Genomic DNA, 22,979 nt, shown 5'->3' on the forward strand with positions numbered 1-22,979 from the left:
GCCGTTAGTTTTATTATAGCTGTCCGTAAAATACTTAGGCGATAGAAGAGTCTTATCTGTAACGCCTAAAAAGGGAGATTTTTTAGGGATATTACCAATAGGATTACGGATTTATAGGACAACATAAAAAAGATCACAACCATAGGACTGCAGTCTTTTAATACATATGCTTTTACTCTTCTATAGAGTGACTATCTATCTCTGCTTCTACAACGAAGATAAGATCTTCGGGAGAGAAATCGCCGATATGTTCGCGTTTTGCCGTTTTTGCTAAGTAAGCAGCAATGGCTTCAACGTCGATATTTATAAATCCATCTTTGTCGGGCTCGGCATCGAGGATACCACTTTCTGCGTAGTATTCTGTGATGACATCAAGGAAGTAGTAGAGTTGTTCTTCGGTGAACTTCTCTTTCAACTCCTGTGGTATTTGCTGTTGAATAAAGGCAACGGTCTGTGCGTCGTCGAGCTCGTCTTGCAGGAGCTCTTCTTCAAAACTTGCCATGACTTAAAGGAGAGTGTCAAACTTTTCAGCAAACTTGCTTTTGGGAGCAGCGCCTACCATGCGGTCGACAAGTTCTCCATCTTTGAAGAAAAGGATCGTTGGAACGCTAGCTATACCATAGCGAGCTGCCAATCCTGCACATTCTTCAACATCAGCTTTGCCAACAGTAACACGGCCTTCGTATTCTTCTGCCAATTCGGTCATGATTGGAGCTACCTTTTTGCAAGGGCCACACCATGTAGCTGAAAAGTCTACTACAAGAGGTTGCTTTGACGCCAATTCTGCGTCGAAATTTTGTTCGGAGATGATTTTTTCCATATTATATTTATTTTAGTTTGATATATGCTTCGCAAAGATAGTGCCATTTATCCAATTTTATATTCTAGGCACGGACTTTCTTCTAGGAAAGTAATAAGATCTGTGTCTACAAGTGCAAAGCAACTTTGCGACATCAGTTGGACGTTCATCTTTGTTTCATCGTCGTAAACGTGGAATATAACTTCTGTGTGACCTTCATCGCGACTCATTATCGATGCAAGTTCTGCAGCGGTGCTTTGGTCTAAGCGATTCAAGTGAATAGTTATATTGATGCGTTGAATAATTTTATCTTTCACGTCACCTAAGAACTCTACTTTTCGGACTTGTACTTCATATTCATCTTGATTGTAGCGTTTTGTTCCAACAAAAGCCGTGATGAATACGGAATTACCAATGTTCATATAACCACTCCAGCGAGCCCAGTCTTCACCCCAGAATGCAATTTCGCCACTACCGCTATAGTCTTCTATCGTAACAAAACCATAGGGATTTCCTGTTTTTTTAGTGAAGCCCGTTCGTATATTGGTAACGATGCCTCCAAGTGTGATGTCGCGTTTAGCCAACGCTGAGACATCTTCTAATTCGGGCATTCTAGTTGTGCATACCTTCTCAATGATGACTTTGAAGTTGTCGAGAGGATGCCCTGAAATGTAAATACCAATAAGATCGCGCTCTTTGTTAAGTTTCTCTAAGTTGCTCCACTCTGGAAGGCCTTGAGGAATCATTGGCTTAGAGATTTCAATAGCATTGAAGTCTCCAAAGAGAGAATTTTGCGCTGTATTGTTTTCCATCTGGAATTGTTGGCCGTAGCGAACAAGGATATCAATAAATGTTTCTCCATTCTCGCCTTTTTCAACAAACTGTTCACGAGCTATGCCAAAGCTGTCGAAAGCTCCTGCTATTGCAAGGTTTTCGATATTCTTCTTGTTACAACTCGAAAGGTCAATGCGCTCCACAAAGTCGTAGATGTCCTTGAATTCTCCGTTTTCCTTTCGTTCTGCAATAATATTTTTCATTGCCGCCTCTCCGCAACCTTTAATTGCAGCGAGCCCGAAGCGAATTTTGCTATGATGATTGACGCTGAACTTCATCATCGATTCGTTGATGTCTGGACCGAGGGTGTCGATTCCTAAGCGTTTGCATTCGTCCATCAACTTCGTGAGTGTAGTGATATTAGTTAACCACGAGTTCATGTCGCCTGCCATAAATTGTGCAGGGTAGTGAGCTTTTAGGTATCCCGTTTGGTAAGCTATCCAAGCATAGCAAGCTGCGTGACTCTTATTGAAAGCGTAAGAAGCAAAGGCGCGCCAGTCATTCCAAATTTTCTCCAGCGTTTTTTCTTCATAACCTTTCTTTGTTCCGCCTTTGATAAATTTAGGGTACATATGGTTTAGCTTATCGATGAGCTTCTTACCCATAGCTTTGCGCAACGTATCGCTTTCTCCACGGGTGAAGTCGGCAATTTCACGACTTAACAACATCACCTGTTCTTGATAAACGGTGATTCCATAAGTATCCCTCAAGTATTTCTCCATGCAAGGCAGGTCGTAAGTAATAGGCTCTTCACCGTGTTTACGCTTAATGAATGAAGGAATATATGCAATAGGTCCTGGACGGTAGAGCGCATTCATGGCAATAAGGTCGCCTATACAGTTAGGCTGCAATTCACGTAGATACTTTTGCATACCTGGGGACTCGAACTGGAACGTACCAATTGTTTCCCCACGGCTGAAGAGTGCGTAGGTTTCTTCATCGTCGAGAGGAATTTTTTCAATATCTACCTCAATGCCAAGACTATCGTGAATATTCTCTAAGGTGTCCTTAATAATTGTCAAGGTTTTTAACCCTAAGAAGTCCATCTTAATGAGGCCTGTTTCCTCAATGACGCGACCTTCGTACTGCGTGCAATGAAGTTTTTCTCCCGTCTGTTTGTCTTCAGCCGTAGATATAGGTACCCAATCGCTGATTTTATCACGGCAGATGATAAATCCGCAGGCGTGTACGCCCGTGTTGCGAACATTGCCCTCTAGCATGCGGGCATAACGAATCGTGTCACGCATGAGCGGATTGGGAGATGTCTCTGCTTCGCGAAGTTCGGGAATAGCCTTTATGCAATTATCTAAGTTCATCTTAGGCGACTTCCCGTCGGGTCCTTCAGGGAGTTTATCGGGGATGAGTTTGCAGAGGCGGTTACTTTCGGCGAGTGGTAACTTTTGCACACGGGCTACGTCCTTGAGAGCCAATTTTGTAGCCATCGTGCCGTATGTAATAATGTGTGCGCATTTTTCTTCTCCATATTTTTGTGTTACCCAATCCAGCACGCGGCCTCGACCGTCATCATCGAAGTCAACATCAATATCGGGTAAAGATATACGGTCGGGGTTGAGAAAACGCTCAAACAGTAAGTCGTAGGCAATAGGGTCAAGCTGTGTGATTCCCAAACAATAGGCTACGCAACTTCCTGCGGCAGAACCGCGTCCTGGTCCCACGCTAACATTCAATTCTTTGCGTGCTGCATTGATATAGTCTTGCACAATGAGGAAGTAACCCGGAAATCCCATGGTCTTCATTATGTGCAATTCGAAGTTGATGCGTTCTTTTACCACATCACTCAGGGGCTCGCCATATCGTGCAATAGCTCCTTCGTAGGATATTTTGGCAAGATAGTCAGCTTCAAACTTGATTCGGTAGAGTTTGTCGTATCCACCAAGATTCTCAATTTTTTTACGACCCTCCTCCTCGCTCATGATCTCATTCCCGTTCTCATCGCGAGTAAATTCTTTGAAAAGGTCTTCTTCTGTTAAGCGTTGGCGATATTCCTCTTCTGTTCCAAAACTTTCAGGAATGGCAAAGTTTGGCATGATAGGAGAGTGGTCAATACTATATGTTTCTATCTTGTCGCAAATCTCGCATGTGTTTTGTATTGCTTCGGGAATATCACAGAAAATCTCATTCATTTCCCGTTGCGTCTTAAACCACTCCTGCTTGGTGTACATCATTCTTTTAGGATCGTCTAGGTCTCTGCCTGTCGAAAGGCATATCAGGCGATCGTGCGCCTCTGCGTTCTCTTCTTCTACAAAGTGTACGTCGTTAGTACATACAAGTTTGATGTTGTGTTTGTGAGCAATGTCTATAAGGGCTTTATTTGCTCGTTGCTGTAAACTAAAAGTTTCTTTATTTGCATTGATTGTTTTATCTTTTACTTCATGCCGTTGAAGCTCAAGATAGTAATCATCGCCAAAGATATTCTTAAACCATAAAGCCGCTTGTTCCGCACCTTCAAAATCATCGTGGAGAGCTTTTGATGGAACTTCACCAGCAATACAAGCAGAACAAATAATGAGTCCTTCATGGTGTTTTTCCAATTCGTCATGATCTGTACGCGGCCGCATATAGAAACCATCCACCCAAGATTTTGAAACCAGTTTGATAAGATTATGATACCCTTTCTCGTTTTTTGCTAAAACTATCAAGTGATTACCACCTTGGTCTTGCCGTCCTTCTTTTAGCGTCATGGAACGTCGAGCTACATACATTTCACAGCCAAAAATTGGCTTGAAATTAGCGCGGCGCTCCAAAAGAGGCATTTGTGCTTCAATATTTTTCAGAAGCTCTTCGTCAGACATGCCTGCATTCGGATCTTCTTCTGGACGTTTGTATATGCCCGCTTGAAGGGCTTCCATTTTTGCCTGAGCGGCAGCTAATTCGTCTTTGGCTTTTTTGATTTCTTTCTTAGAAGTGTTGAAAAAATCCTTGATACCCATCATGTTTCCATGATCGGTAATAGCCATTCCCCTCATTCCGTCTTTCATAGCCTTTTTCAAGAGGGCAGAAATTGAGGATTGTCCGTCAAGAATAGAGTATTGAGTGTGAACGTGTAAGTGTACGAAATCTTCCATGTCTGTTATGATAGAGTTTCCAAAAGTACGAAGAAAATATAGAATAGTGAATACTCTATAAACACTTGCCGTCTTTTTAGTACTCTCTCTTACCAAGGAATGTGGAATTTTGTTGTCACGTTGTCACAGGTGTGTAAAATTGTTGATATACAATGTTTTAATTGTGTGACGATGAAAGTTTTTGTTGTCACACCGTTGTCACGCGCATAATGTGTACGCTTTCAGTTGGTTATGGCTGAAGTGTGACAACATGACGACGTGACAACAAAAAAATAAGAACGGGAGAGGGGAAGGATGCTTCTTGATATCGCTTTCCATATTGCAGCCGTAACTACAATAATGGCGTCAGCTGACGCAATAAGGATGTCAGCTGATAGCCTTATTGTATTCCCAAACGCAATAAGGATGTTTGAGAGAATATAAATAATCAAAAGTGCGCGAAAAGAACTTTGATTTACTTAAGTAGCTGTGTGCAATTTTATTGTAATTCTTCTTGAGTGTTTTTGAGAGAGTCTAAAAAAGCACGACTTTGAGCGTATAAGTTTCTTCTCTAAATGTTGAAATAAGGAGAGAAAAGTTTGCTTTGCTAGTCTTGAAGATATCGTCTTTCTTGCTTTTTTGCACTTTTTATAGATGCCTTCAAGGGAAAAGGACTACTTTTGTCTGCAAAATAAAATCGACTTATTAATATGGCAGAATCAGTAGATATTCGAGAATTAAACGCGCAAATCGAGGCTCAAACAGGCTTCGTAACAGATTTGGAAAAAGGAATGTCGGAAGTCATAATAGGGCAGAAACATCTAGTTCGTTCTTTGCTCATTGGCTTGCTTAGTAATGGTCATGTGCTTCTGGAAGGTGCTCCAGGACTTGCCAAAACTTTAGCCATTAAGACGCTGGCGAAACTCATAGATGCAGGCTTTAGTCGCATCCAGTTTACGCCCGATCTCTTGCCTTCTGATGTTATAGGTACGCTTATCTATAGTCAGCGCGATGAACGTTTTGAGACAAAGAAAGGCCCCATCTTTGCGAATTTTGTTTTAGCAGATGAGATCAACCGTGCTCCGGCAAAGGTGCAGAGTGCGCTACTCGAAGCGATGCAAGAACACCAAGTGACGATTGGCGACACCTCTTATTCTTTGCCCAATCCTTTCTTGGTTTTGGCCACGCAGAATCCGATAGAGCAGGAAGGAACTTACGAACTTCCTGAAGCCCAGGTGGATCGTTTTATGCTGAAGGCATTGGTTGATTATCCCACTCTGGAAGAAGAAAAGACCATAGTTCGCTCTCATCTCAAGGCGGATTATTCAGAAGAGGTTCGTGCTGTTATTGATGTGGAAGGCATAATAAAAGCCCGCGAGGTTGTAAAGCAGGTTTATGTGGACGAACGCATCGAACAATATGTGGCCGATATTGTGATGGCTACAAGAAATCCAAAGAATTATGGCTTGGCCGACTTGAAGAAATATATCAGCTTCGGCGGTTCTCCGCGCGCCAGTATCAATTTGGCTTTGGCAGCGCGCACTACAGCCTTCCTGAAACGCCGCGGCTATGTAGTGCCAGAAGATGTGCGAGAGGTTGTCTATGATGTTCTGCGTCATCGCATAGGTTTGACCTATGAGGCCGAAGCCGAGGATATGACAGCCGATGGCATTATCAAGGCTATTGTTGATAAGGTTGAAGTGCCCTAAATTCTTTATAGACAGTTTCTTTAACAGGAATGGCATTTTTAGGAACAAATTTGAGAAACTGCGGCATATAAATAATAAGATGAAAGTAGGAAGAGAGTAAAATCCCAAGACGAGGTATAGTGGATACAGAAGAATTATTGAAGAAAGTAAAGCGCATAGAGCTTAAAACTCGCGCTTTGACAAATAATGTATTTGCAGGTGAATATCGGTCGGCTTTCAAAGGTAGAGGAATGTCGTTTGCTGAAGTGCGTGAATATCAGCCAGGAGACGATGTCCGAGACATTGATTGGAATGTAACGGCGCGTACCAATCGTCCTCATATTAAAGTATATGAAGAAGAGCGAGAGTTAACTGTTATGTTGCTTATAGACGTGAGCGGTAGTCTTGTTTTTGGTTCGGGAGAGAGTTCTCAACGCGACGTGATCACGGAAATCGCTGCAACGTTGGCTTTCTCTGCTGCACAAAATAACGATAAAGTGGGAGCCATCTTTTTCTCTGATCAAGTGGAACTCTTCATTCCTCCAAAGAAAGGGCGCAAGCACGTACTTTATATTATCCGAGAACTACTGAACTTTAAGCCACAGTCGCGCCGTACTGATATTAGTGTTGGCTTAGAGCATCTTATGCGTGCACTTTCACGTCGTAGTATTGCTTTTCTACTCTCCGATTTTTTAGATTCTAAAGATTATAGTCAGCAACTCCGAATGGTAGCTCATCGTCACGACTTAGTGGCTGTGAGAATTTACGACAATCGTTTGGTGCAGCTTCCCAATGTGGGCCTCTTGCAAGTGGCGGATGCTGAGACGGGCCATGTGGAATTGTTGGATTCTTCCAGTGAGAAAGTGCGCCTATGGTATGAGCGTCATTGGACGAAAGCAAAGAAACATTTAGAAGAAACTTTCAAAAAGAGTGGCGTAGGTTTAGCATCGTTGGCTACCAATGAGGACTACATCGAAGGTTTGAAGCGTTTGATGCAAAGTCGGTAGAAAGAAGCAGGATGCATTGGAACTTTCATAAATGAGAAATAACGAGCGAATGAAAATTGTTATTATTCGAAATATCCTACTATTACTTGCGTGGGTGGCAGCCTCTGTCACAATGGCGCAGGTTGTTGTTGAATCAAAACTTGATACAGCTGAAATCCGTATTGGAGAGCAGGTGCAGATACAAGTGAAAGTGACGGCAGGAAAGTCGCAGCGTGTGGTATTTCCCGAGTTTGGGAATGGACAAGAAGTGACCCCTGGCGTTGAGGTGCTAGCAGGCAGTCGGATAGATACAACTTTATTGAATGCGGGAAAGCGTATAGAACTAAAACGCCGCTATACAGTGACAAGTTTTGATTCCTCGCTCTACAATATCGTTCCCTATGTGATGGTGAATGGTGACACTGTGCACTCGCGCAATTCTGTGGGGCTGAAGGTAGGTACAATCCCTGTAGACACCGTTCACTACGATCGCTTCAACGGCCCTTTTGATCCAGTTGATATGCCCTTTAGTTGGACCTGGCATTTGTGGCTTCTCTCGCTCCTGCTCATTGTGATGCTGGTCTTGGTAGTTATGTTGGCCATGCGTTTATCCAACAAAGCCCCTCTTACACGAGTTGTAACGGTGGAGCAACCCGAAGCGCCACACCTTGTGGCAATGAAAGAAATGGAGAAGATGAAGCAGCAAGTAGATTCCTCTGTCTTATCTCACAAGGAATATTACGAACAACTCACCAATATCTTACGAACGTACATTATGCAACGTTTCGGCATCAATGCACGTGAGATGACTTCTCAAGAGATTATTAACGCTTTGATCACATCAAACGACAAGATAGGTTTGCAGGAGTTGCAAGAACTTTTGAGTACAGCCGACCTTGTTAAGTTTGCCAAATATGAAAGTTCCTTTACTGAAGCTAAACACGGCCTGCTTGTGGCAGTGAACTATGTCAATGAAACCAAACAATCCGAAGTGGAGACGTCAGCTCAGAAGAAGATGGTTGTTATCGGCGGCGAGCAAAGGCAGCAGCGCATACGTATCGGTATGTATATAGGCTTGGTTCTTTTGTCCCTGGCTTCCTTAGCTTTGTTGATTTATCTGTTGGAAGAAATTGTGAATACCTTCCTTTGATAAGTGCCACGTTTGTATTCTCCATTAACTCTTAAGTAAAACGATAGAACAATGACTTTTGAAAGTCCATTATATTTTCTCTTACTTCTGTTGCTAATTCCCTTTGTGGCTTGGCACTTTCTCTTTCACGTGCGGAGGCAACCATCGCTGCTTTTCTCTTCAACGGAGTTCATGACCGATATGCCGCGAACTTTGCGCATACGACTGCGGCACGTTCCGTTTTTCCTTCGCATCATTGCTTTTATAGCATTGGTTGTAGCCCTTGCTCGACCGCAGACTAATACAGCTCTGAGCACCAAGGAAACGGAGGGAATCGATATTATGATGACGATGGACATTTCCACGAGTATGCTCATGCCCGATTTGCAGCCTAACCGTATGGAGGCAGCAAAGCAAGTGGCCTATGAGTTTATCAATAATCGTCCCAACGATAATATAGGCTTGACTCTCTTTGGTGGAGAGGCTTTTACGCAATGTCCGCTCACCACTGACCATGCAACACTTTTAGGTATGTTTCAGAATGTGAGTTGTAACCTTCAAGCGCAAGGCGTCATTAGCGAAGGAACAGCCATCGGTATGGGTATTGCTTCCGCTGCAGCTCATTTGGAGAAGAGTAAAGCTCCCAGCAAAGTCATCATACTCTTGACCGATGGTGAAAATAATGCTGGCGATATATCCCCGCTAACAGCTGCAGAAATGGCCAAGAAATTGGGAATCCGCGTTTACACTATTCTTCTAGGCTCTTCCAGTACCATGCAGCAGGCCGTTGCTACGTTGCCCAACGGAGAAACTTATACTGCTCCGATTGAAACTTCTTCAGACCCGTCAACGCTAAAAGAGATAGCCCAGTCAACAGGAGGTATTTTCTACCAAGCTGGCAGCAAGCAAAAACTTCGCGATATTTATAACGATATAGATCAGCTGGAGAAAACAAAACTAAAAATTGCCAACTATGATCGCCACTACGAAGCTTACCAGTTGTTTGCTATCATTGCCTTCGTGAGCCTCTTGCTGGAGGTTTTATTGCGCATCACTTGGTTTAGGCGTATTCCTGAGTAAAACTTAAAAGCGAAAGTATCGTGTTTCATTTTGCAAATCCTGAATATTTATATGGACTGATAGCCGTGCCGCTACTTGTCCTCTTGTATATATACACCTCTTTCCAACGTGTCAAGAAAGAGCAGCGTTGGGGCAGTCGAAGAATGCTAAAGTCTTTGGTTCCTGGCATTTCTGTTTGGCGACCTCTGACAAAGTTTGCCTTGCTTCTCTCAGCTTTGGCCTTGTGCTTAGTGATGCTTGCGCGTCCGCAGATGGGAGCACGGCAAGTCACAAAGGAAAAATTAGGTATTGAAGTTGCCTTTATGCTTGATATTTCCAATTCGATGCTTTCTGAGGACGTGCAGCCCAATCGTTTGGAACGGGCAAAACTGCTTGTTTCCACGATGATAGATAGGATGCAGAATGATAAGGTTTCGCTGGGTGTTTTCGCAGGAGAAGCCTATCCGCAATTGCCTATCACCACAGATTACGCTTCGGCAAAAGTTTTTCTCAACGCCATCTCCACAAATATGGTCACCTCGCAAGGCACAAATATAGGCGCGGCCATACGTTTAGCTGATAAGAGTTTTACAGATGCAAAGAATGTAGGGAAAGCCATTATCTTAATCACCGATGGCGAAGACCATGAAGGCGGAGCAGTTGAGGCTGCGCAGGAGGTGGCTAAAGAGGGGCGACAACTTTTTGTGTTAGGAGTTGGTTCAACAGAGGGAACGCAGATTCCCACGCCTGAAGGGCCGCTGCAAGATGAAAACGGACAACCCGTTATCACACGACTAAATGAGGAAATGTGTAAGGAGCTGTCGAAGGCAGGTAAAGGACTGTATTTCCATATCGATAATACGAGCAATGCCCAAACGCAGTTGCAACATGAACTCGATCAAATGCAGCACGCCCCACTAAAAGACACAGAAACGGCCTACAATGAGCAATTTCAGGCCATAGGGCTTATTGTCTTGCTTTTATTGATAATGGATTTTTTTATGTTTGAGACGCAGAATCCCTGGATTGACCGTCTGCATATCTTTAGAAAGAAGTAGTAGTATGAAAAAAGGACTTTTATTTTCCTTGCTGTTGATGTGTGCCGTTTCAGTTCATGCCCAAACGGAGGATTGGAAGCAAATCCATATAGGGAATAGGGAGTTTCGTTCGGGGCGTTACGATGCTGCCGAGGTGGCTTATCGCAAGGCTTTGTTACAGTCGCCCAATAATGCGCGCGCCTATTTTAATCTTGGCGACACTTATATGGCTAAGAAAAATCCTGATGCAGCTATGCAACAATTCAAGTTGGCCACTCGCTACGAGAAGAATCCTTACATCAAGAGCATGGCTTTCCACAATATGGGCTATATCAATCAGCGGGCAGCCCTGACTGCGCCTGTCGAACAGTGGCAACAATTTCTTCTGCAAGCCATAGACAACTACAAAGATGCTTTGCGTCAGAATCCCGATAACGAACAATCGCGCTACAACCTTGCTCTCTGCCAAAAGCAACTCAAGAAAAATAAGGGTTCGGACAATCAGAACAACAAAAAACAACAGGATAAAAACCAACAGCAGAAGCAACAGCAAAAACAGCAACAGAGTTCTCAAAACCAGCACTCTTCCAATCAGCAACAGCAGCAAAGCGACCAGCAAGTACAACAACTCCTCAACTTGGTCCGACAATCGGAAGAACAAGCTAAAGAGAAGGTGAACCAAGCCCAGCCAAAGCGCAAGAATAAGAGAAATAACTGGTAAACAAAAAGCGACGATATGGTGGAATTTTCCGACTTGCTCTCTTGATTTTAAATTATCCTTTTTCTTGAATGATCCTTGAGCTGGATTTGTTTGTTTTATTTGATAAACCTATTTCCTGTTCTAGAGAAAACTATCAGAAAGAAGCAGAGGAAAGTGATGGATGTGGGCAAAATTGTATGACTTTTTTTGCAGCGTATCCCAATTTTATGGAGACAAAATCAAAAGATGTGTAGAAATTGTGCATTTTGCGCATGCTTTTGCGTTTAGGAATTTCTATTTTTCTTTATTCTGTCCGAGGATACAATAAGGATATCCGCCGACTTCCTTATTGCGTTTGGAAATACCCTTATTGTATTTTTCGATACCCCTTGCGAATCTGTGAAAATCCCTATTTTATTGCTACTTTAATCTTGCCTCTTATTTCATCTGTTGGCAGCTATCTTGGCTTTTAAGCTTTTCTTGAGATAGTAGAATAAGAAATGTGTTTACAAAATAAATGAAAGGCCACGAGGAAATAGATTGATTCCTTCGTGGCCTTTAGTGAGGAAAGTGTTCTCTCTTTTCTTTGTATAAACAAACGAAAGAAACTTATAACTTTTTGAGTTTGTTGAGAATGTTTCGGTTGAGACGCTTGATGCCCACTCGTTGTTTCCTCAAGGCTCTTTGTTGCCATATCCACCATTCGTCTACATCTTCCATAAGCAGTTGGAAAAGATTTTTCTTCGGAGTATGCGCTTCGGGGTTTACGATGATGTTGAACTGCTGAGGAACGAGTTTTACGTCGATAGTATTACTTATTGACAGGGGATCTCCGTCGCAGTGGGCAGCACCTTCCGAGGAGCGCGAAATACGAATTTGAGATGATTGGAACATCTTGATATGGCTGTTCTTTAGCAAACTCTTGTTGAAGAGTTGAACGGCTATTTGTGGAGCTTCGAGTGCGCTAAACGGTTCAATGATAATGACGTCCATCAAACCATCTTTCATAGATGCTTGTGGAGCTATGTAAGCATTGTTTCCATATTGGGACGCATTGGCGCAAGCTATGAGGAATGCTTGATATTTTTTTGGCTGATTGTCGGAAGAAGTAGAGGAGAGATCCTCAATCGTGTATATTTCGGGCTTATAGCTTAGGCTTTCTTTTAATACATTCTCTATATATGTAATTGGGCCTCGACGACCACTTTCAGCAAAGCGTTTGCTGATGACCGCATCGAAACCAACGCCACAGGTGCAGAAGAAAGGATGATTGTTGATGAGGCCATAATCAAGGCAATGCACTACATTTTTATTGATGATCTTGATGGCATTTACAGGATTCATAGGTATTTGCAGGTGGCGCGCAAGTCCATTGCCTGAGCCACAAGGAATGATGCCCAGCGCAGATGATGTACCAACAATCGAGCGGGCCACTTCGTTGATTGTGCCATCTCCCCCCACAGCTACAATAGCTTCTATGCCAGCTTCTGCCGCAGCTTTTGCAAGTTCGGCTGCATGGCCTGCATATTCTGTCTTTTTTATTTCGTAATTGAAAGTACTTGTGTCCGTGTACTTTTCGATGGCTTGAATGATATTGGCTTTCTTTCCGTTTCCCGAAATGGGATTGATAATGTATAGGAGTCTCTTTTTACTCATCATGTTTTTTTATTCGTGGCGCGAAGATAGAAATAATATGTGGAAAAAGAAAGATAGTCAAAACCTTAACTTTGGGGGGCGAAAAGAGATTGCCCAAAAATCAAAAAAATGTGTCGTTGTCCCACCTATTAGAGATTAAATTCATATCTTTGCGCCCGAAATTATCAAAAAGTAAAAATACACAAATAATTGATATGAGTATTTTAGACGAGAGATTAGCCAAGTATACTTTGCCTCAAGAGTGTATGGAAAAGGGGATCTATCCTTATTTCCGAGAGATTGAGGGCAAGCAGGGTACTGAAGTCGAGATGGGCGGACATAAAGTCTTGATGTTTGGCTCTAATGCATATACAGGTCTTACTGGCGATGATCGTGTGATAGAAGCAGGCGTAGAGGCTATGCGTAAGTATGGTTCTGGTTGCGCTGGTTCCCGTTTTCTGAATGGGACATTAGATATTCACGTTCAGCTGGAAAAGGAACTTGCTGAATATGTTGGTAAAGATGAGGCTCTGTGCTTTGCTACAGGTTTTACGGTTAACTCTGGTGTTATTCCTCAGTTGGTAGGGCGTGAAGACTATATCATTTGTGATGATAGAGACCATGCTTCAATCGTTGATGGTCGCCGTTTGAGTTTTGCAACTTGCTTGAAGTATAAACACAATGATATGGAAGACTTGGAGCGCCAGTTACAGAAGTGCTCACCCAAGTCTGTGAAACTCATTGTTGTGGATGGTGTGTTCTCTATGGAAGGCGACTTGTGTAATCTTCCTGAAATTGTGAAACTCAAGCACAAGTACGATGCTACTATATTGGTAGATGAGGCTCATGGCTTGGGGGTCTTTGGTCGTGATGGGCGCGGTGTATGTGATTACTTTGGCTTGACGGATGAAGTGGATCTAATTATGGGAACTTTCAGTAAGTCGCTCGCTAGCATCGGTGGCTTTATTGCTGCTAACAAGACGATCATTAACTGGCTGCGTCACAATGCTCGTACCTATATCTTTAGCGCTTCTGCCACTCCTGCTGCAACAGCTTGTGCACGTGAGGCCATTCGCATTCTTAAAAATGAGCCAGAGCGTTTGGCACACCTTTGGGAGGTGACAAACTATGCGCTGAAGCGTTTCCGAGAGGAAGGTTTTGAGATTGGCGATACGCAGTCTCCAATTATTCCTCTCTACGTGCGCGATGTAGAAAAAACCTTCATGGTTACAGCTAAGGCTTTTGAAGAAGGTGTTTTCATAAACCCCGTGATTCCTCCAGCTTGTGCTCCGCAAGATACTCTCGTACGCTTTGCTTTGATGGCGAATCATACAATAGAGGAAGTAGAACGTGGTGTGCAAATTTTGGCGAAGGTGTTCAAAGAACTTGATGTTATCAAATAGTCCCCAATAAACTATTTGGATATAAATAAAAGAGAGGTACGGATTGATTCCGCGCCTCTCTCTTTATTCTGTTTGTCCAGCAATGCCGCTTAATAGAAAGCTAATCCTATCATGCCGCAGATAAGTAGGATGAGAATAGGATTTGTTTTTTTGAATCTAGTGAAAAAGAAAGTTGCAGCAAAAATAATAATGCTCAAACCAAAGAGATAGGGATTATTGGACGGAGAACCGAAATTGTCTGGTGTCATCAAAAGGAGTGCTGCTGCGGCAATAAGCCCAACAATGGTGGGGCGAAGAGTCTTGAACACATCTTTTACTTCCCGCGAGTCTTTATGGGAAATTAAGTATTTGCTGACACAGATCATAAGGATAAATGCAAGCCACATCACGGCAATAGAACACATTACAGCACTACAAACTGCTGCCCAATGTGGATAGCCAGCGTTGATAACGGCAGTGTAGCCTACATACGTAGCGGCATTGATTCCAATAGGGCCTGGTGTGCTTTGACTAATAGCAACAATATCTGTGAACTCAGCATTGGTCAGCCAATGGTTTTTGACGACTGTTTCATTCTGAATAAGAGACAACATGGCATAGCCACCGCCAAAGTTGAAAATGCCTATCTTGGTGAAGACATAAAAGAGTTTTAGAAATATCATGGCTTCTGTTCTTTACGTTTATTGTATTGTCCCCAAAGATAACCGCCAATGCCAGCAGCTAAAATAATCCAAATGGGGGAGACGCCCAATAGCCAAATGAGTAGGCAACTTACAAGTGGTATCCATGATGTGCTCCATGTTATGTCCGCTGTTTTTGCCATCTTAAAGCAAGGAGCGGCAATCAGCGCAACTACAGCAGGACGCACACCACAGAAAAATTTATTTACATATATGTTGTCCTTGAAGTTTTGAAAGAATATAGCTATCAAAGTAATGGTGATGATAGATGGAAGGGCAATACCCATGGCTCCAACAATACCGCCCCAACCACCTTTTAGTTTATACCCGATATGACTGGCCATGTCTATGCTGAAGATTCCAGGAGTAGTTTGGGCTACTACCATAATATCCATAAACTCTTGCTTATTCATCCAGTGATGTCTATCGACAAATTCTTGCTCCATTATTGGAATCATGGCATAACCTCCACCCAAAGTGAAAGCTCCTATCTTACTGCATGACAGAAAAAACTTTAACAACATCTCGATACTTTTAATTCTGCTTGCAAAGTTACATCTTTTGAATGGAGTTAATAGAAACTTTATCTTTTCTTAGGTAAAGATTCCAAGGGTAAAGTTTAAACATTGGTGCATTTTAAATAAATATTTAACTGATCGAGCGAGATTTTACATATGATATCTAATACATATAATATAATAGGAGTAGGAGAGTTTAGCTGCGGGATTGTCTTTTGGTTTGTTCTTCCTGTTAGCTTGTCCGTTTCCTATATTTTGCGGAAAACTGCTTTGTATACGTTTCAAATACGACAAAATTGGAAAAACATTTCACATTTTGCATGTTTTTTTTGTGAGAGTTCTTGCAGGTTTGAGAAATTGTTGTAACTTTGCATCGCATTTAAGAGAAATGCCTGCTGAAAAGCAGATGTATGCGGCAATAGCTCAGTTGGTAGAGCGCAACCTTGCCAAGGTTGAGGTCGCGGGTCCGAGCCCCGTTTGCCGCTCACTTTTTGAACAGATGATCTGCTATGCCCAGGTGGCGGAATGGTAGACGCGCTAGTTTCAGGTACTAGTGACAGCAATGTTGTGCAGGTTCGAGTCCTGTTCTGGGCACTACCCATGTTGATCATCAGAGAATCTATTTGGAGAGGTGGCGGAATTGGTAGACGCGCTACTTTGAGGGGGTAGTGACATTATGTTGTGGGAGTTCGAGTCTCCTCCTCTTCACTAGATGCTTTCAGTTTCAGTACTGAAAGTTTTGCGGCAATAGCTCAGTTGGTAGAGCGCAACCTTGCCAAGGTTGAGGTCGCGGGTCCGAGCCCCGTTTGCCGCTCAAGTTTCTATTATAACTTACATGGGTAAAGCCAAGTTTGTTATGATAGATTTTTTTTTACATATTAGACAGCTCTGCTTATAACCGAAAAAAATGAACATTTACGCAAGGTTTTTCGATCAAGATATTCTTGTACATTCCGTTGAAGAAGTAATAGATTTTCTTCAGAATATCCCCGATCTTATAATATCTCAAGATTTGGTGGATGACATTTATCGCTATGTAGAAAGCGATATGCCGTATCCAAAACGTTATAAGATTCGTCCGCGCGTTTATTTCATCTTAATAAAGACAACGGCTGAAACGATGGACGAATTTAAATCTAATCGCAAGCAACAGGTGATTCCTGCACCTATTCAGGCAGAGGTGCTGAATCGTAAGGATTATAAAGTTTCACTCTTGACTGCTCAGAAATTTGGTTGGTATCATTGCTCCCTTACTTTTAAACGTGTAACCTTGATTCCTGGAACTAATAAATTTCAGTATCAAGATACTCCTTTTGAGGCTTTTATTAAGGCTAATAATGGTCAAGAATGTTACAGCAGAATGATGGAATATCTAAAGGGACGCCAAGATATTGATATGCGTAGCCAGTTTCCCTCGGCCAAAGGTTCTAGTTTCCAATTTGAATTCGTAGGTGAGAATTTAGTTGAAGATTCTCCAGAGGCAGTATTGAATGAAGAGCCGGTATCGACTGAGATTTCTGCGATATCTGAAACAGAAGCAGAGGATGCGTAAATTTGCAGAATCATTTTGTAGGCAACGATAAAATTATTATTTTTGTACTCGCTAATGGTTCCGTAGCTCAGTTGGATTAGAGCAACGCTCTTCTAAAGCGTGGGTCATGGGTTCGAATCCCGTCGGAATCACAAAATAGGATATCTAAAAATAGATATCCTATTTTTGTTTTCATACCTTGTGAAAGTGATTAATATTAAAATGTATTTGTGGGTATATACTTGTATTGTAATAAATGACGAAGAATTCAATTTCTGACTAGGATTAAGTTATAAATCAGAATTTTTTATCGATCAAACTAATAAAAGCATGGAAAAGGTAATGCTTTTATTTACGATGCTCTGCTTGATAGAGCCAAGTATAGTTTTCGAGATAAGAGAGGTCGCGCTACAAGTTTATATTAACACTGTATCAAAAGTGCCAGAGTATATCATAAGACGAATGGCTGTAGGGGACTTAATCGCAGTAGTGGAAAGATTATATTCGCGTCGCTAGAAAAGGTAAAGCATATGGGGTGTAGGCCTTGTGGAGTTTGCTATTAGCCTCATTTCTTGGAATCAGTTTAAGGTAGATGGGTATGATATACTGTTAAATAAAAAAGTAGGTGTGTCTTCCTAGGCACACCTACTTAATAGAGATTTTATATAGTGGAGGTTTTTACTTGCCTTCCATCTGTGCTTTCAGAGCTGCGAGAGCATCGTTATCACCGAGGCTGTTTGTAGCAACTTGGTTCTGAACGTTTGCGGCCGCAGTTTCCTTCTTACCAGCGGCGCGACGTGGACGACGTTCCTCTGCTGCGCCCTCTTCGAAAGTACGGCTGTGAGAGAGGATTACACGCTTGCTGTCCTTGTTGAATTCGATCACCTTGAAGTCGAGAGTTTCACCTTCTTGAGCTTTGCTGCCATCTTCCTTCTGGAGGTGCTTCGGAGTTACGAAACCTTCAACACCATCTTCGAGAGACACAACTGCGCCCTTGTCCATGAGCTGAGTGATAGTGCCTTTATGTACGCTACCAACGCTGTATGTCTGTTCGAACACGTCCCAAGGATTCTTTTCGAGCTGCTTGTGACCGAGGCTCAGACGGCGGCTGTCCTTATCGATTTCGAGAACAACAACATCCATTTCAGCACCGAGCTGTGTGAATTCAGAGGGGTGCTTAACCTTCTTGGTCCAGCTGAGGTCAGAGATGTGAACGAGACCGTCAACACCTTCTTCGAGCTCAACGAATACACCGAAGTTTGTGAAGTTGCGAACCTTACCTGTGTGCTTGCTGCCAACGGGGAACTTCTCTTCGATATTCTTCCAAGGATCATCCTTGAGCTGCTTGATGCCGAGAGACATCTTGCGTTCCTGACGGTCGAGCGTGAGGATAACTGCGTCAACCTCATCACCAACTTTGAGGAATTCCTGTGCACTGCGTAAGTGCTGGCTCCAAGACATTTCGCTAACGTGTATAAGGCCTTCAACACCAGGAGCAATCTCAACGAATGCACCATAGTCTGCCATAACAACAACCTTGCCGTGAACCTTGTCACCAACTTTGAGGTCAGCATCAAGAGCATCCCATGGATGCGGAGTGAGCTGCTTCAAGCCAAGTGCGATACGCTTCTTCTCTTCATCGAAGTCAAGAATTACAACGTTCAACTTCTGGTCGAGCTCAACAACCTCATGCGGATCGTTTACGCGACCCCAAGAGAGGTCTGTGATGTGGATGAGACCATCAACACCGCCCAAGTCGATGAATACACCATAAGTGGTGATGTTCTTAACAGTACCCTCGAGTACCTGACCTTTTTGCAGCTTGCTGATGATTTCTTGTTTCTGCTGTTCGAGTTCTGCCTCGATGAGAGCCTTGTGGCTCACTACAACGTTGCGGTATTCTTGGTTGATCTTAACAACCTGGAATTCCATTGTCTTACCAACGAATACATCGTAGTCACGGATGGGTTTAACGTCGATCTGGCTACCAGGAAGGAATGCTTCGATGCCAAATACATCAACAATCATACCACCCTTAGTGCGGCACTTGATGTAACCCTTGATAATTTCTTTGTTTTCAAGAGCTGCATTAACGCGATCCCAAGCTTTGCTCAGACGTGCCTTCTTGTGAGAGAGTACCAACTGGCCACGCTTGTCTTCTTGATTTTCGATGTAAACCTCAACAGAGTCACCTACTTTCAAATCGGGATTGTAACGGAATTCGCTCACGGGAACGATACCATCACTCTTGAAGCCGATGCTAACAACGACTTCGCGCTTGTTTACAGAGATGACCTTACCTTCAACAACATCGTTGTCGTTTACCTTACCGAGGGTCTGAGTGTAGGCCTTCTCGTCTTGTTCCTTGCTCTGGCTTGCTGCTACAGCACCTGATTCGAATGATTCCCAATCAAAGCCGTCGAGCGGCTGAACATTTTTAAAATCTGCCATAAATTTTTTGGTAGTTGTTTTGCGGATGGCGGCCGAAAGTCGTTTGCTTTCTGTTGCCCCACATCCATTAAATAGTTAAACATGTGAACTTGTGGCTCTTTCGAGTCGGGCGCGAAGTTACACTTTCCTCTTTGAACAACAAACATTTACGGTCGTTTTTTGCAAAGAAACTTCGTATTTTTGTCTGTATTATGGAAAATGCGTAATTTAGCAGCAGAAAAATTATAAAAACTTATGCAGAAATCATTCTTTTATATTGTAGCACTCACATTCCTAACAGCTGTGGGATGCGTAGGTAATAAGACAGGGCAGGGGGCTGATAAATCCAAAGCAAAGGATAGTGATACTATTGTAGCCGATAGTACTCTTTATGGTAAGGTAGCTATTGATGAGATGGGCGGCCAAACTTTCGCTTTCTTGCCCGACTCTCAGAGTTCAGTTCTTACTTTGGATCGTGGCAACAATAATATCTTCGGTGACTATGAAGGTAGCCATGAAAATGATCGTTGGGCAGTCACTATAAATAAGAAAGGAACTCCTGAAGCCTCAGTGGCTCAAGCCATCAATGTTACTCAGGTGCGTGAGTTTACACGTGCTTTCCATATTGTAAATGGGCAGTTGGTGTTAGACGATAGTACATTTGTCCAGGTTCTCAGTATGGACGATGATAGTCTTGTTTTTAAAGATTTGAAAACAGGTAAGAGAGATAGATTTTATAGAGCTGCAGAATAATAATAGAAGTTTATGTTTAGTGGTATTGTAGAGACTACGGCGCGTGTCGTAGGCATAGAGCGTGAAAATACAAATATCCATTTCACTTTTGAATGTTCTTTTGGTGATGAATTAGGCATTGATCAAAGCGTTGCCCATAATGGTGTTTGTCTAACTGTGGTGAGCAGAGAAGGGAAACAGTATGTTGTGACGGCAATGGACGAAACTTTGAAGCGCTCCAATTTAGGTGTTCTTAAAGTGGGTGATGAAGTCAACGTAGAACGTTCTATGATGATGAACGGTCGCCTAGATGGGCATATCGTTCAAGGACATGTCGACGAAACGGCCGTTTGTACAAAAGTGGAGAATATGGATGGAAGCTATTTCTTTACGTTCGAATATGCTGCCAATCCAGAAATGGCTCGTCGGGGTTATTTTTGCGTTGACAAAGGTAGTGTGACAGTCAATGGTGTAAGCCTGACAGTGTGCAACCCTACCGATAATTCGTTTCAGGTAAGTATTATTCCTTATACTTACGAGCATACAAACTTTCACGCTATTGAGGAGGGCACAAAAGTTAATATCGAATTTGATATTATCGGAAAGTATATCGCCCGCCTACAGCATTTCGAGGAAAAATAAATGAGGAAAATTGATTTATTCCGTGAAGTCTTGGCTTATTTAGCCCCGATTCACGGCAATGTTGAAACGGAGTTGCATTTTCAAACTCCGTTTCAACTGCTTGTTGCTACTGTTCTCTCGGCACAATGTACCGACAAGCGTGTGAATATGGTAACCCCCGCTCTTTTTGAATCGTTCCCAACGCCCGTTGAGATGTCGCAAGCTACTCCCGAAGCCATTTTTGAGTATATTCGTTCTGTTAGCTATCCCAATGCTAAAGCCAAACATTTGGTGGAACTTGCAAAAATGTTAGTGGAGAAGTTTCAAGGGGAAGTACCTCAGACATTGGAACAACTCACACAGCTTCCAGGCGTAGGTAGAAAAACTGCCAATGTGGTTTTGGCTGTCGCTTTTGGTCAGGCTGCCCTAGCTGTTGATACGCACATCTATCGTGTGGCTCATCGTTTGGGCTTAGTCCCAGCTAGTGCTAATACTCCCTATAAAGTCGAGATGGCTTTGCGTAAGTTTATCCCAGAGGAGGACGTGGCACATAGTCATTTTTGGCTGCTTCTTCATGGTCGATACACTTGTACGGCTTTGCGACCAAAATGCGAGCAGTGTGGGCTATCACATCTCTGTAAAGGACCCATCAAGGCGAAAGCGAAGTAAGCGTTTTGTGGTTTCATTGTTTTGCAGTATCTTCGCGCACAAATCTTTTCATCTAAAATATAACAAATATGACAATCGACAATTGCGATTTCAAAGGTAAGAAAGTCATCGTTCGCGTAGACTTTAATGTGCCTCTTGACGAGAATGGTAAGATCACTGACGATACCCGTATTCGTGGTGCTTTGCCCACGCTGAAGAAAGTATTGGCAGATGGTGGTGCACTCATTATCATGAGCCACATGGGCAAGCCCAAAGGCCAAGTAAACCCCAAATTCTCTCTCGGTCAGATTACAGAGGCCGTTAGTGCAGCTCTCGGCACTCCTGTTCAGTTTGCTCCCGACTGCGCAAAGGCTCAGGAAGCAGCTGCTGCTTTGCAGCCTGGCGACGTACTCCTGTTGGAGAACCTCCGCTTCTATCCTGAGGAAGAAGGTAAGCCAGTAGGCATCGACAAGGCTGATCCTGCTTACGACGAAGCTAAGAAAGAAATGAAGGCTCGCCAGAAGGAGTTTGCAAAGACCCTTGCATCTTATGCTGACTACTATGTGATGGACGCTTTCGGTACTGCTCACCGCAAACACGCTTCTACTGCTGTTATTGCAGACTACTTCGATGTTGACCACAAGATGCTCGGCTATCTGATGGAAAAGGAAGTTGCAGCTGTTGATGCTGTTCTGAGTGACATCAAGCGCCCCTTCACGGCCATTATGGGCGGTTCTAAGGTTTCCACAAAGATTGGAATTATCGAAAACCTTCTTGGTAAGGTTGACAACCTGATTCTCTGCGGTGGTATGACTTATACTTTCGCAAAGGCTATGGGTGGAAAAATTGGTAAGTCCATTTGTGAGGACGACAAACTCGATGTTGCGCTCAACGTGATGAAGCAAGCCAAAGAAAAAGGCGTAAATCTAGTTCTCGGTACAGACTGTATTGCTGGCGACGACTTTAAGAACGATGCCAATACTCAGATTTGCCCCAGCAACGATATTCCCGAAGGATGGGAAGGTATGGATGCTGGTCCCGCAACTCGTGAGGTTTTTGCTGCTGCCATTAAGACCGCAAAGACAATCCTTTGGAATGGTCCTGCAGGTGTGTTCGAATTCGACAACTTCACTGACGGCTCTCGCGCTATTGCTGATGCCATTGCTGAAGCTACTGCAAATGGTGCTTTCTCACTCATTGGTGGTGGCGACTCTGTTGCTTGTATCAACAAGTTCGGTATGGCTGACAAGGTAAGCTATATTTCTACTGGTGGTGGTGCTCTGCTTGAGGCTATCGAAGGTAAGGCTCTTCCTGGAATTGTGGCTATCAAAGGCGAATAAATAAGTTCTGCTTTCGCTCACTAGGCGGAAACGAATAAATATCATGTAAGCAGTTGCTACTCCTCTTTGAGTGGCAACTGCTTTTTCTATTTGCTTTTTCCGTCCCATAAAGATGATGCAAAAGCGAGGGGAAGAACTTACTTT

19 protein-coding genes and 5 tRNA genes are annotated in these 22,979 nt (G+C 43.1%); 17 read left to right on the plus strand and 7 right to left on the minus strand.

Translation table 11 applies throughout. The features are described from left to right. Positions 1-172: 172 nt before the first annotated feature. Genes FHS60_RS00240 through dnaE form a run of 3 tightly spaced genes read right to left on the minus strand, consistent with a single transcriptional unit; the run spans position 173 to position 4,719 of the window. Complete coding sequence (locus FHS60_RS00240; protein ID WP_183693403.1) at positions 173-502, minus strand: hypothetical protein; 330 nt, start codon at positions 500-502, stop codon at positions 173-175. A 3-nt stretch (positions 503-505) separates the two neighbouring features. Further along, the gene (trxA, locus tag FHS60_RS00245; RefSeq protein ID WP_183693406.1) at positions 506-820 is read right to left on the minus strand and encodes a thioredoxin; all 315 of its coding nucleotides are present in this window, start codon (positions 818-820) and stop codon (positions 506-508) included. Between the two features lie 47 nt (positions 821-867). After that, positions 868-4,719 carry a DNA polymerase III subunit alpha gene (gene dnaE, locus FHS60_RS00250; RefSeq protein ID WP_183693409.1) on the minus strand — a complete coding sequence of 1,284 codons (3,852 nt, stop codon included), beginning with the start codon at positions 4,717-4,719 and terminating at the stop codon, positions 868-870. A gap of 689 nt (positions 4,720-5,408) precedes the next feature. Here dnaE and FHS60_RS00255 point away from each other — a divergent pair. The 6 genes from FHS60_RS00255 (at position 5,409) to FHS60_RS00280 (ending at position 11,318) form a co-directional block, all read left to right on the plus strand. After that, complete coding sequence (locus FHS60_RS00255) at positions 5,409-6,407, plus strand: AAA family ATPase (protein WP_183693412.1); 999 nt, start codon at positions 5,409-5,411, stop codon at positions 6,405-6,407. Positions 6,408-6,526: 119 nt separating this feature from the next. Beyond that, complete coding sequence (locus FHS60_RS00260; RefSeq protein ID WP_183693415.1) at positions 6,527-7,393, plus strand: DUF58 domain-containing protein; 867 nt, start codon at positions 6,527-6,529, stop codon at positions 7,391-7,393. Between the two features lie 49 nt (positions 7,394-7,442). Beyond that, positions 7,443-8,522 carry a hypothetical protein gene (locus tag FHS60_RS00265; RefSeq protein ID WP_183693420.1) on the plus strand — a complete coding sequence of 360 codons (1,080 nt, stop codon included), beginning with the start codon at positions 7,443-7,445 and terminating at the stop codon, positions 8,520-8,522. Positions 8,523-8,573: 51 nt separating this feature from the next. Next, the gene (locus FHS60_RS00270) at positions 8,574-9,581 is read left to right on the plus strand and encodes a vWA domain-containing protein (RefSeq protein WP_183693423.1); all 1,008 of its coding nucleotides are present in this window, start codon (positions 8,574-8,576) and stop codon (positions 9,579-9,581) included. A 20-nt stretch (positions 9,582-9,601) separates the two neighbouring features. Beyond that, a complete protein-coding gene (locus tag FHS60_RS00275) occupies positions 9,602-10,618 on the plus strand; it encodes a VWA domain-containing protein (protein ID WP_183693426.1) in 1,017 nt (338 codons plus the stop codon). 4 nt (positions 10,619-10,622) lie between these two features. After that, positions 10,623-11,318, plus strand: a complete 696-nt coding sequence (locus FHS60_RS00280) for a tetratricopeptide repeat protein (RefSeq protein WP_183693429.1) — start codon at positions 10,623-10,625, stop codon at positions 11,316-11,318. A gap of 588 nt (positions 11,319-11,906) precedes the next feature. On the opposite strand, the gene FHS60_RS00285 is transcribed toward FHS60_RS00280, so the two are convergent. Beyond that, positions 11,907-12,953, minus strand: a complete 1,047-nt coding sequence (locus FHS60_RS00285; RefSeq protein ID WP_183694313.1) for a diacylglycerol/lipid kinase family protein — start codon at positions 12,951-12,953, stop codon at positions 11,907-11,909. 194 nt (positions 12,954-13,147) lie between these two features. Here FHS60_RS00285 and spt point away from each other — a divergent pair, with 194 nt between their 5' ends. Beyond that, positions 13,148-14,335: a serine palmitoyltransferase gene (gene spt / locus FHS60_RS00290; RefSeq protein WP_009348225.1), complete on the plus strand. Its 1,188-nt coding sequence runs from the start codon at positions 13,148-13,150 to the stop codon at positions 14,333-14,335. A gap of 89 nt (positions 14,336-14,424) precedes the next feature. On the opposite strand, the gene FHS60_RS00295 is transcribed toward spt, so the two are convergent. Continuing rightward, positions 14,425-14,997, minus strand: a complete 573-nt coding sequence (locus FHS60_RS00295) for a chromate transporter (protein WP_183693432.1) — start codon at positions 14,995-14,997, stop codon at positions 14,425-14,427. Beyond that, on the minus strand, positions 14,994-15,539 hold the full coding sequence (locus tag FHS60_RS00300; RefSeq protein WP_183693435.1) for a chromate transporter: 546 nt from the start codon (positions 15,537-15,539) through the stop codon (positions 14,994-14,996). The genes FHS60_RS00295 and FHS60_RS00300 overlap by 4 nt, the downstream gene beginning before the upstream one ends. 406 nt (positions 15,540-15,945) lie before the next feature. Between FHS60_RS00300 and FHS60_RS00305 the strand changes: the two genes are divergently transcribed. From FHS60_RS00305 to FHS60_RS00330, 6 genes are all read left to right on the plus strand, one after another. Further along, a tRNA-Gly gene (locus tag FHS60_RS00305) sits at positions 15,946-16,018 on the plus strand. A gap of 26 nt (positions 16,019-16,044) precedes the next feature. Further along, positions 16,045-16,127 (plus strand) — tRNA-Leu (locus FHS60_RS00310). A gap of 31 nt (positions 16,128-16,158) precedes the next feature. Continuing rightward, positions 16,159-16,241 (plus strand) — tRNA-Leu (locus FHS60_RS00315). Positions 16,242-16,274: 33 nt separating this feature from the next. Next, a tRNA-Gly gene (locus tag FHS60_RS00320) sits at positions 16,275-16,347 on the plus strand. Positions 16,348-16,440: 93 nt separating this feature from the next. Further along, entirely contained in the window at positions 16,441-17,085 is a 645-nt protein-coding gene (locus FHS60_RS00325) for a hypothetical protein (protein ID WP_183693438.1), read from the plus strand. Positions 17,086-17,141: 56 nt separating this feature from the next. After that, positions 17,142-17,216 (plus strand) — tRNA-Arg (locus tag FHS60_RS00330). Between the two features lie 526 nt (positions 17,217-17,742). Here the strand turns inward: FHS60_RS00330 and rpsA are convergent. Next, entirely contained in the window at positions 17,743-19,515 is a 1,773-nt protein-coding gene (rpsA, locus tag FHS60_RS00335) for a 30S ribosomal protein S1 (protein WP_183693441.1), read from the minus strand. A 234-nt stretch (positions 19,516-19,749) separates the two neighbouring features. On the opposite strand from rpsA, the gene FHS60_RS00340 reads away from it, so the two are divergent. The 4 genes from FHS60_RS00340 (at position 19,750) to FHS60_RS00355 (ending at position 22,835) form a co-directional block, all read left to right on the plus strand. Further along, positions 19,750-20,247, plus strand: a complete 498-nt coding sequence (locus FHS60_RS00340; RefSeq protein ID WP_009348221.1) for a hypothetical protein — start codon at positions 19,750-19,752, stop codon at positions 20,245-20,247. A 12-nt stretch (positions 20,248-20,259) separates the two neighbouring features. Continuing rightward, the gene (locus FHS60_RS00345; protein WP_183693445.1) at positions 20,260-20,868 is read left to right on the plus strand and encodes a riboflavin synthase; all 609 of its coding nucleotides are present in this window, start codon (positions 20,260-20,262) and stop codon (positions 20,866-20,868) included. Further along, on the plus strand, positions 20,869-21,516 hold the full coding sequence (gene nth / locus FHS60_RS00350; RefSeq protein ID WP_009348218.1) for an endonuclease III: 648 nt from the start codon (positions 20,869-20,871) through the stop codon (positions 21,514-21,516). Between the two features lie 68 nt (positions 21,517-21,584). Next, positions 21,585-22,835 carry a phosphoglycerate kinase gene (locus FHS60_RS00355; protein ID WP_183693448.1) on the plus strand — a complete coding sequence of 417 codons (1,251 nt, stop codon included), beginning with the start codon at positions 21,585-21,587 and terminating at the stop codon, positions 22,833-22,835. Positions 22,836-22,979: the final 144 nt, after the last annotated feature.

This window comes from Alloprevotella rava, from assembly GCF_014195585.1.
In the GTDB taxonomy this organism is placed as follows: domain Bacteria; phylum Bacteroidota; class Bacteroidia; order Bacteroidales; family Bacteroidaceae; genus Alloprevotella; species Alloprevotella rava.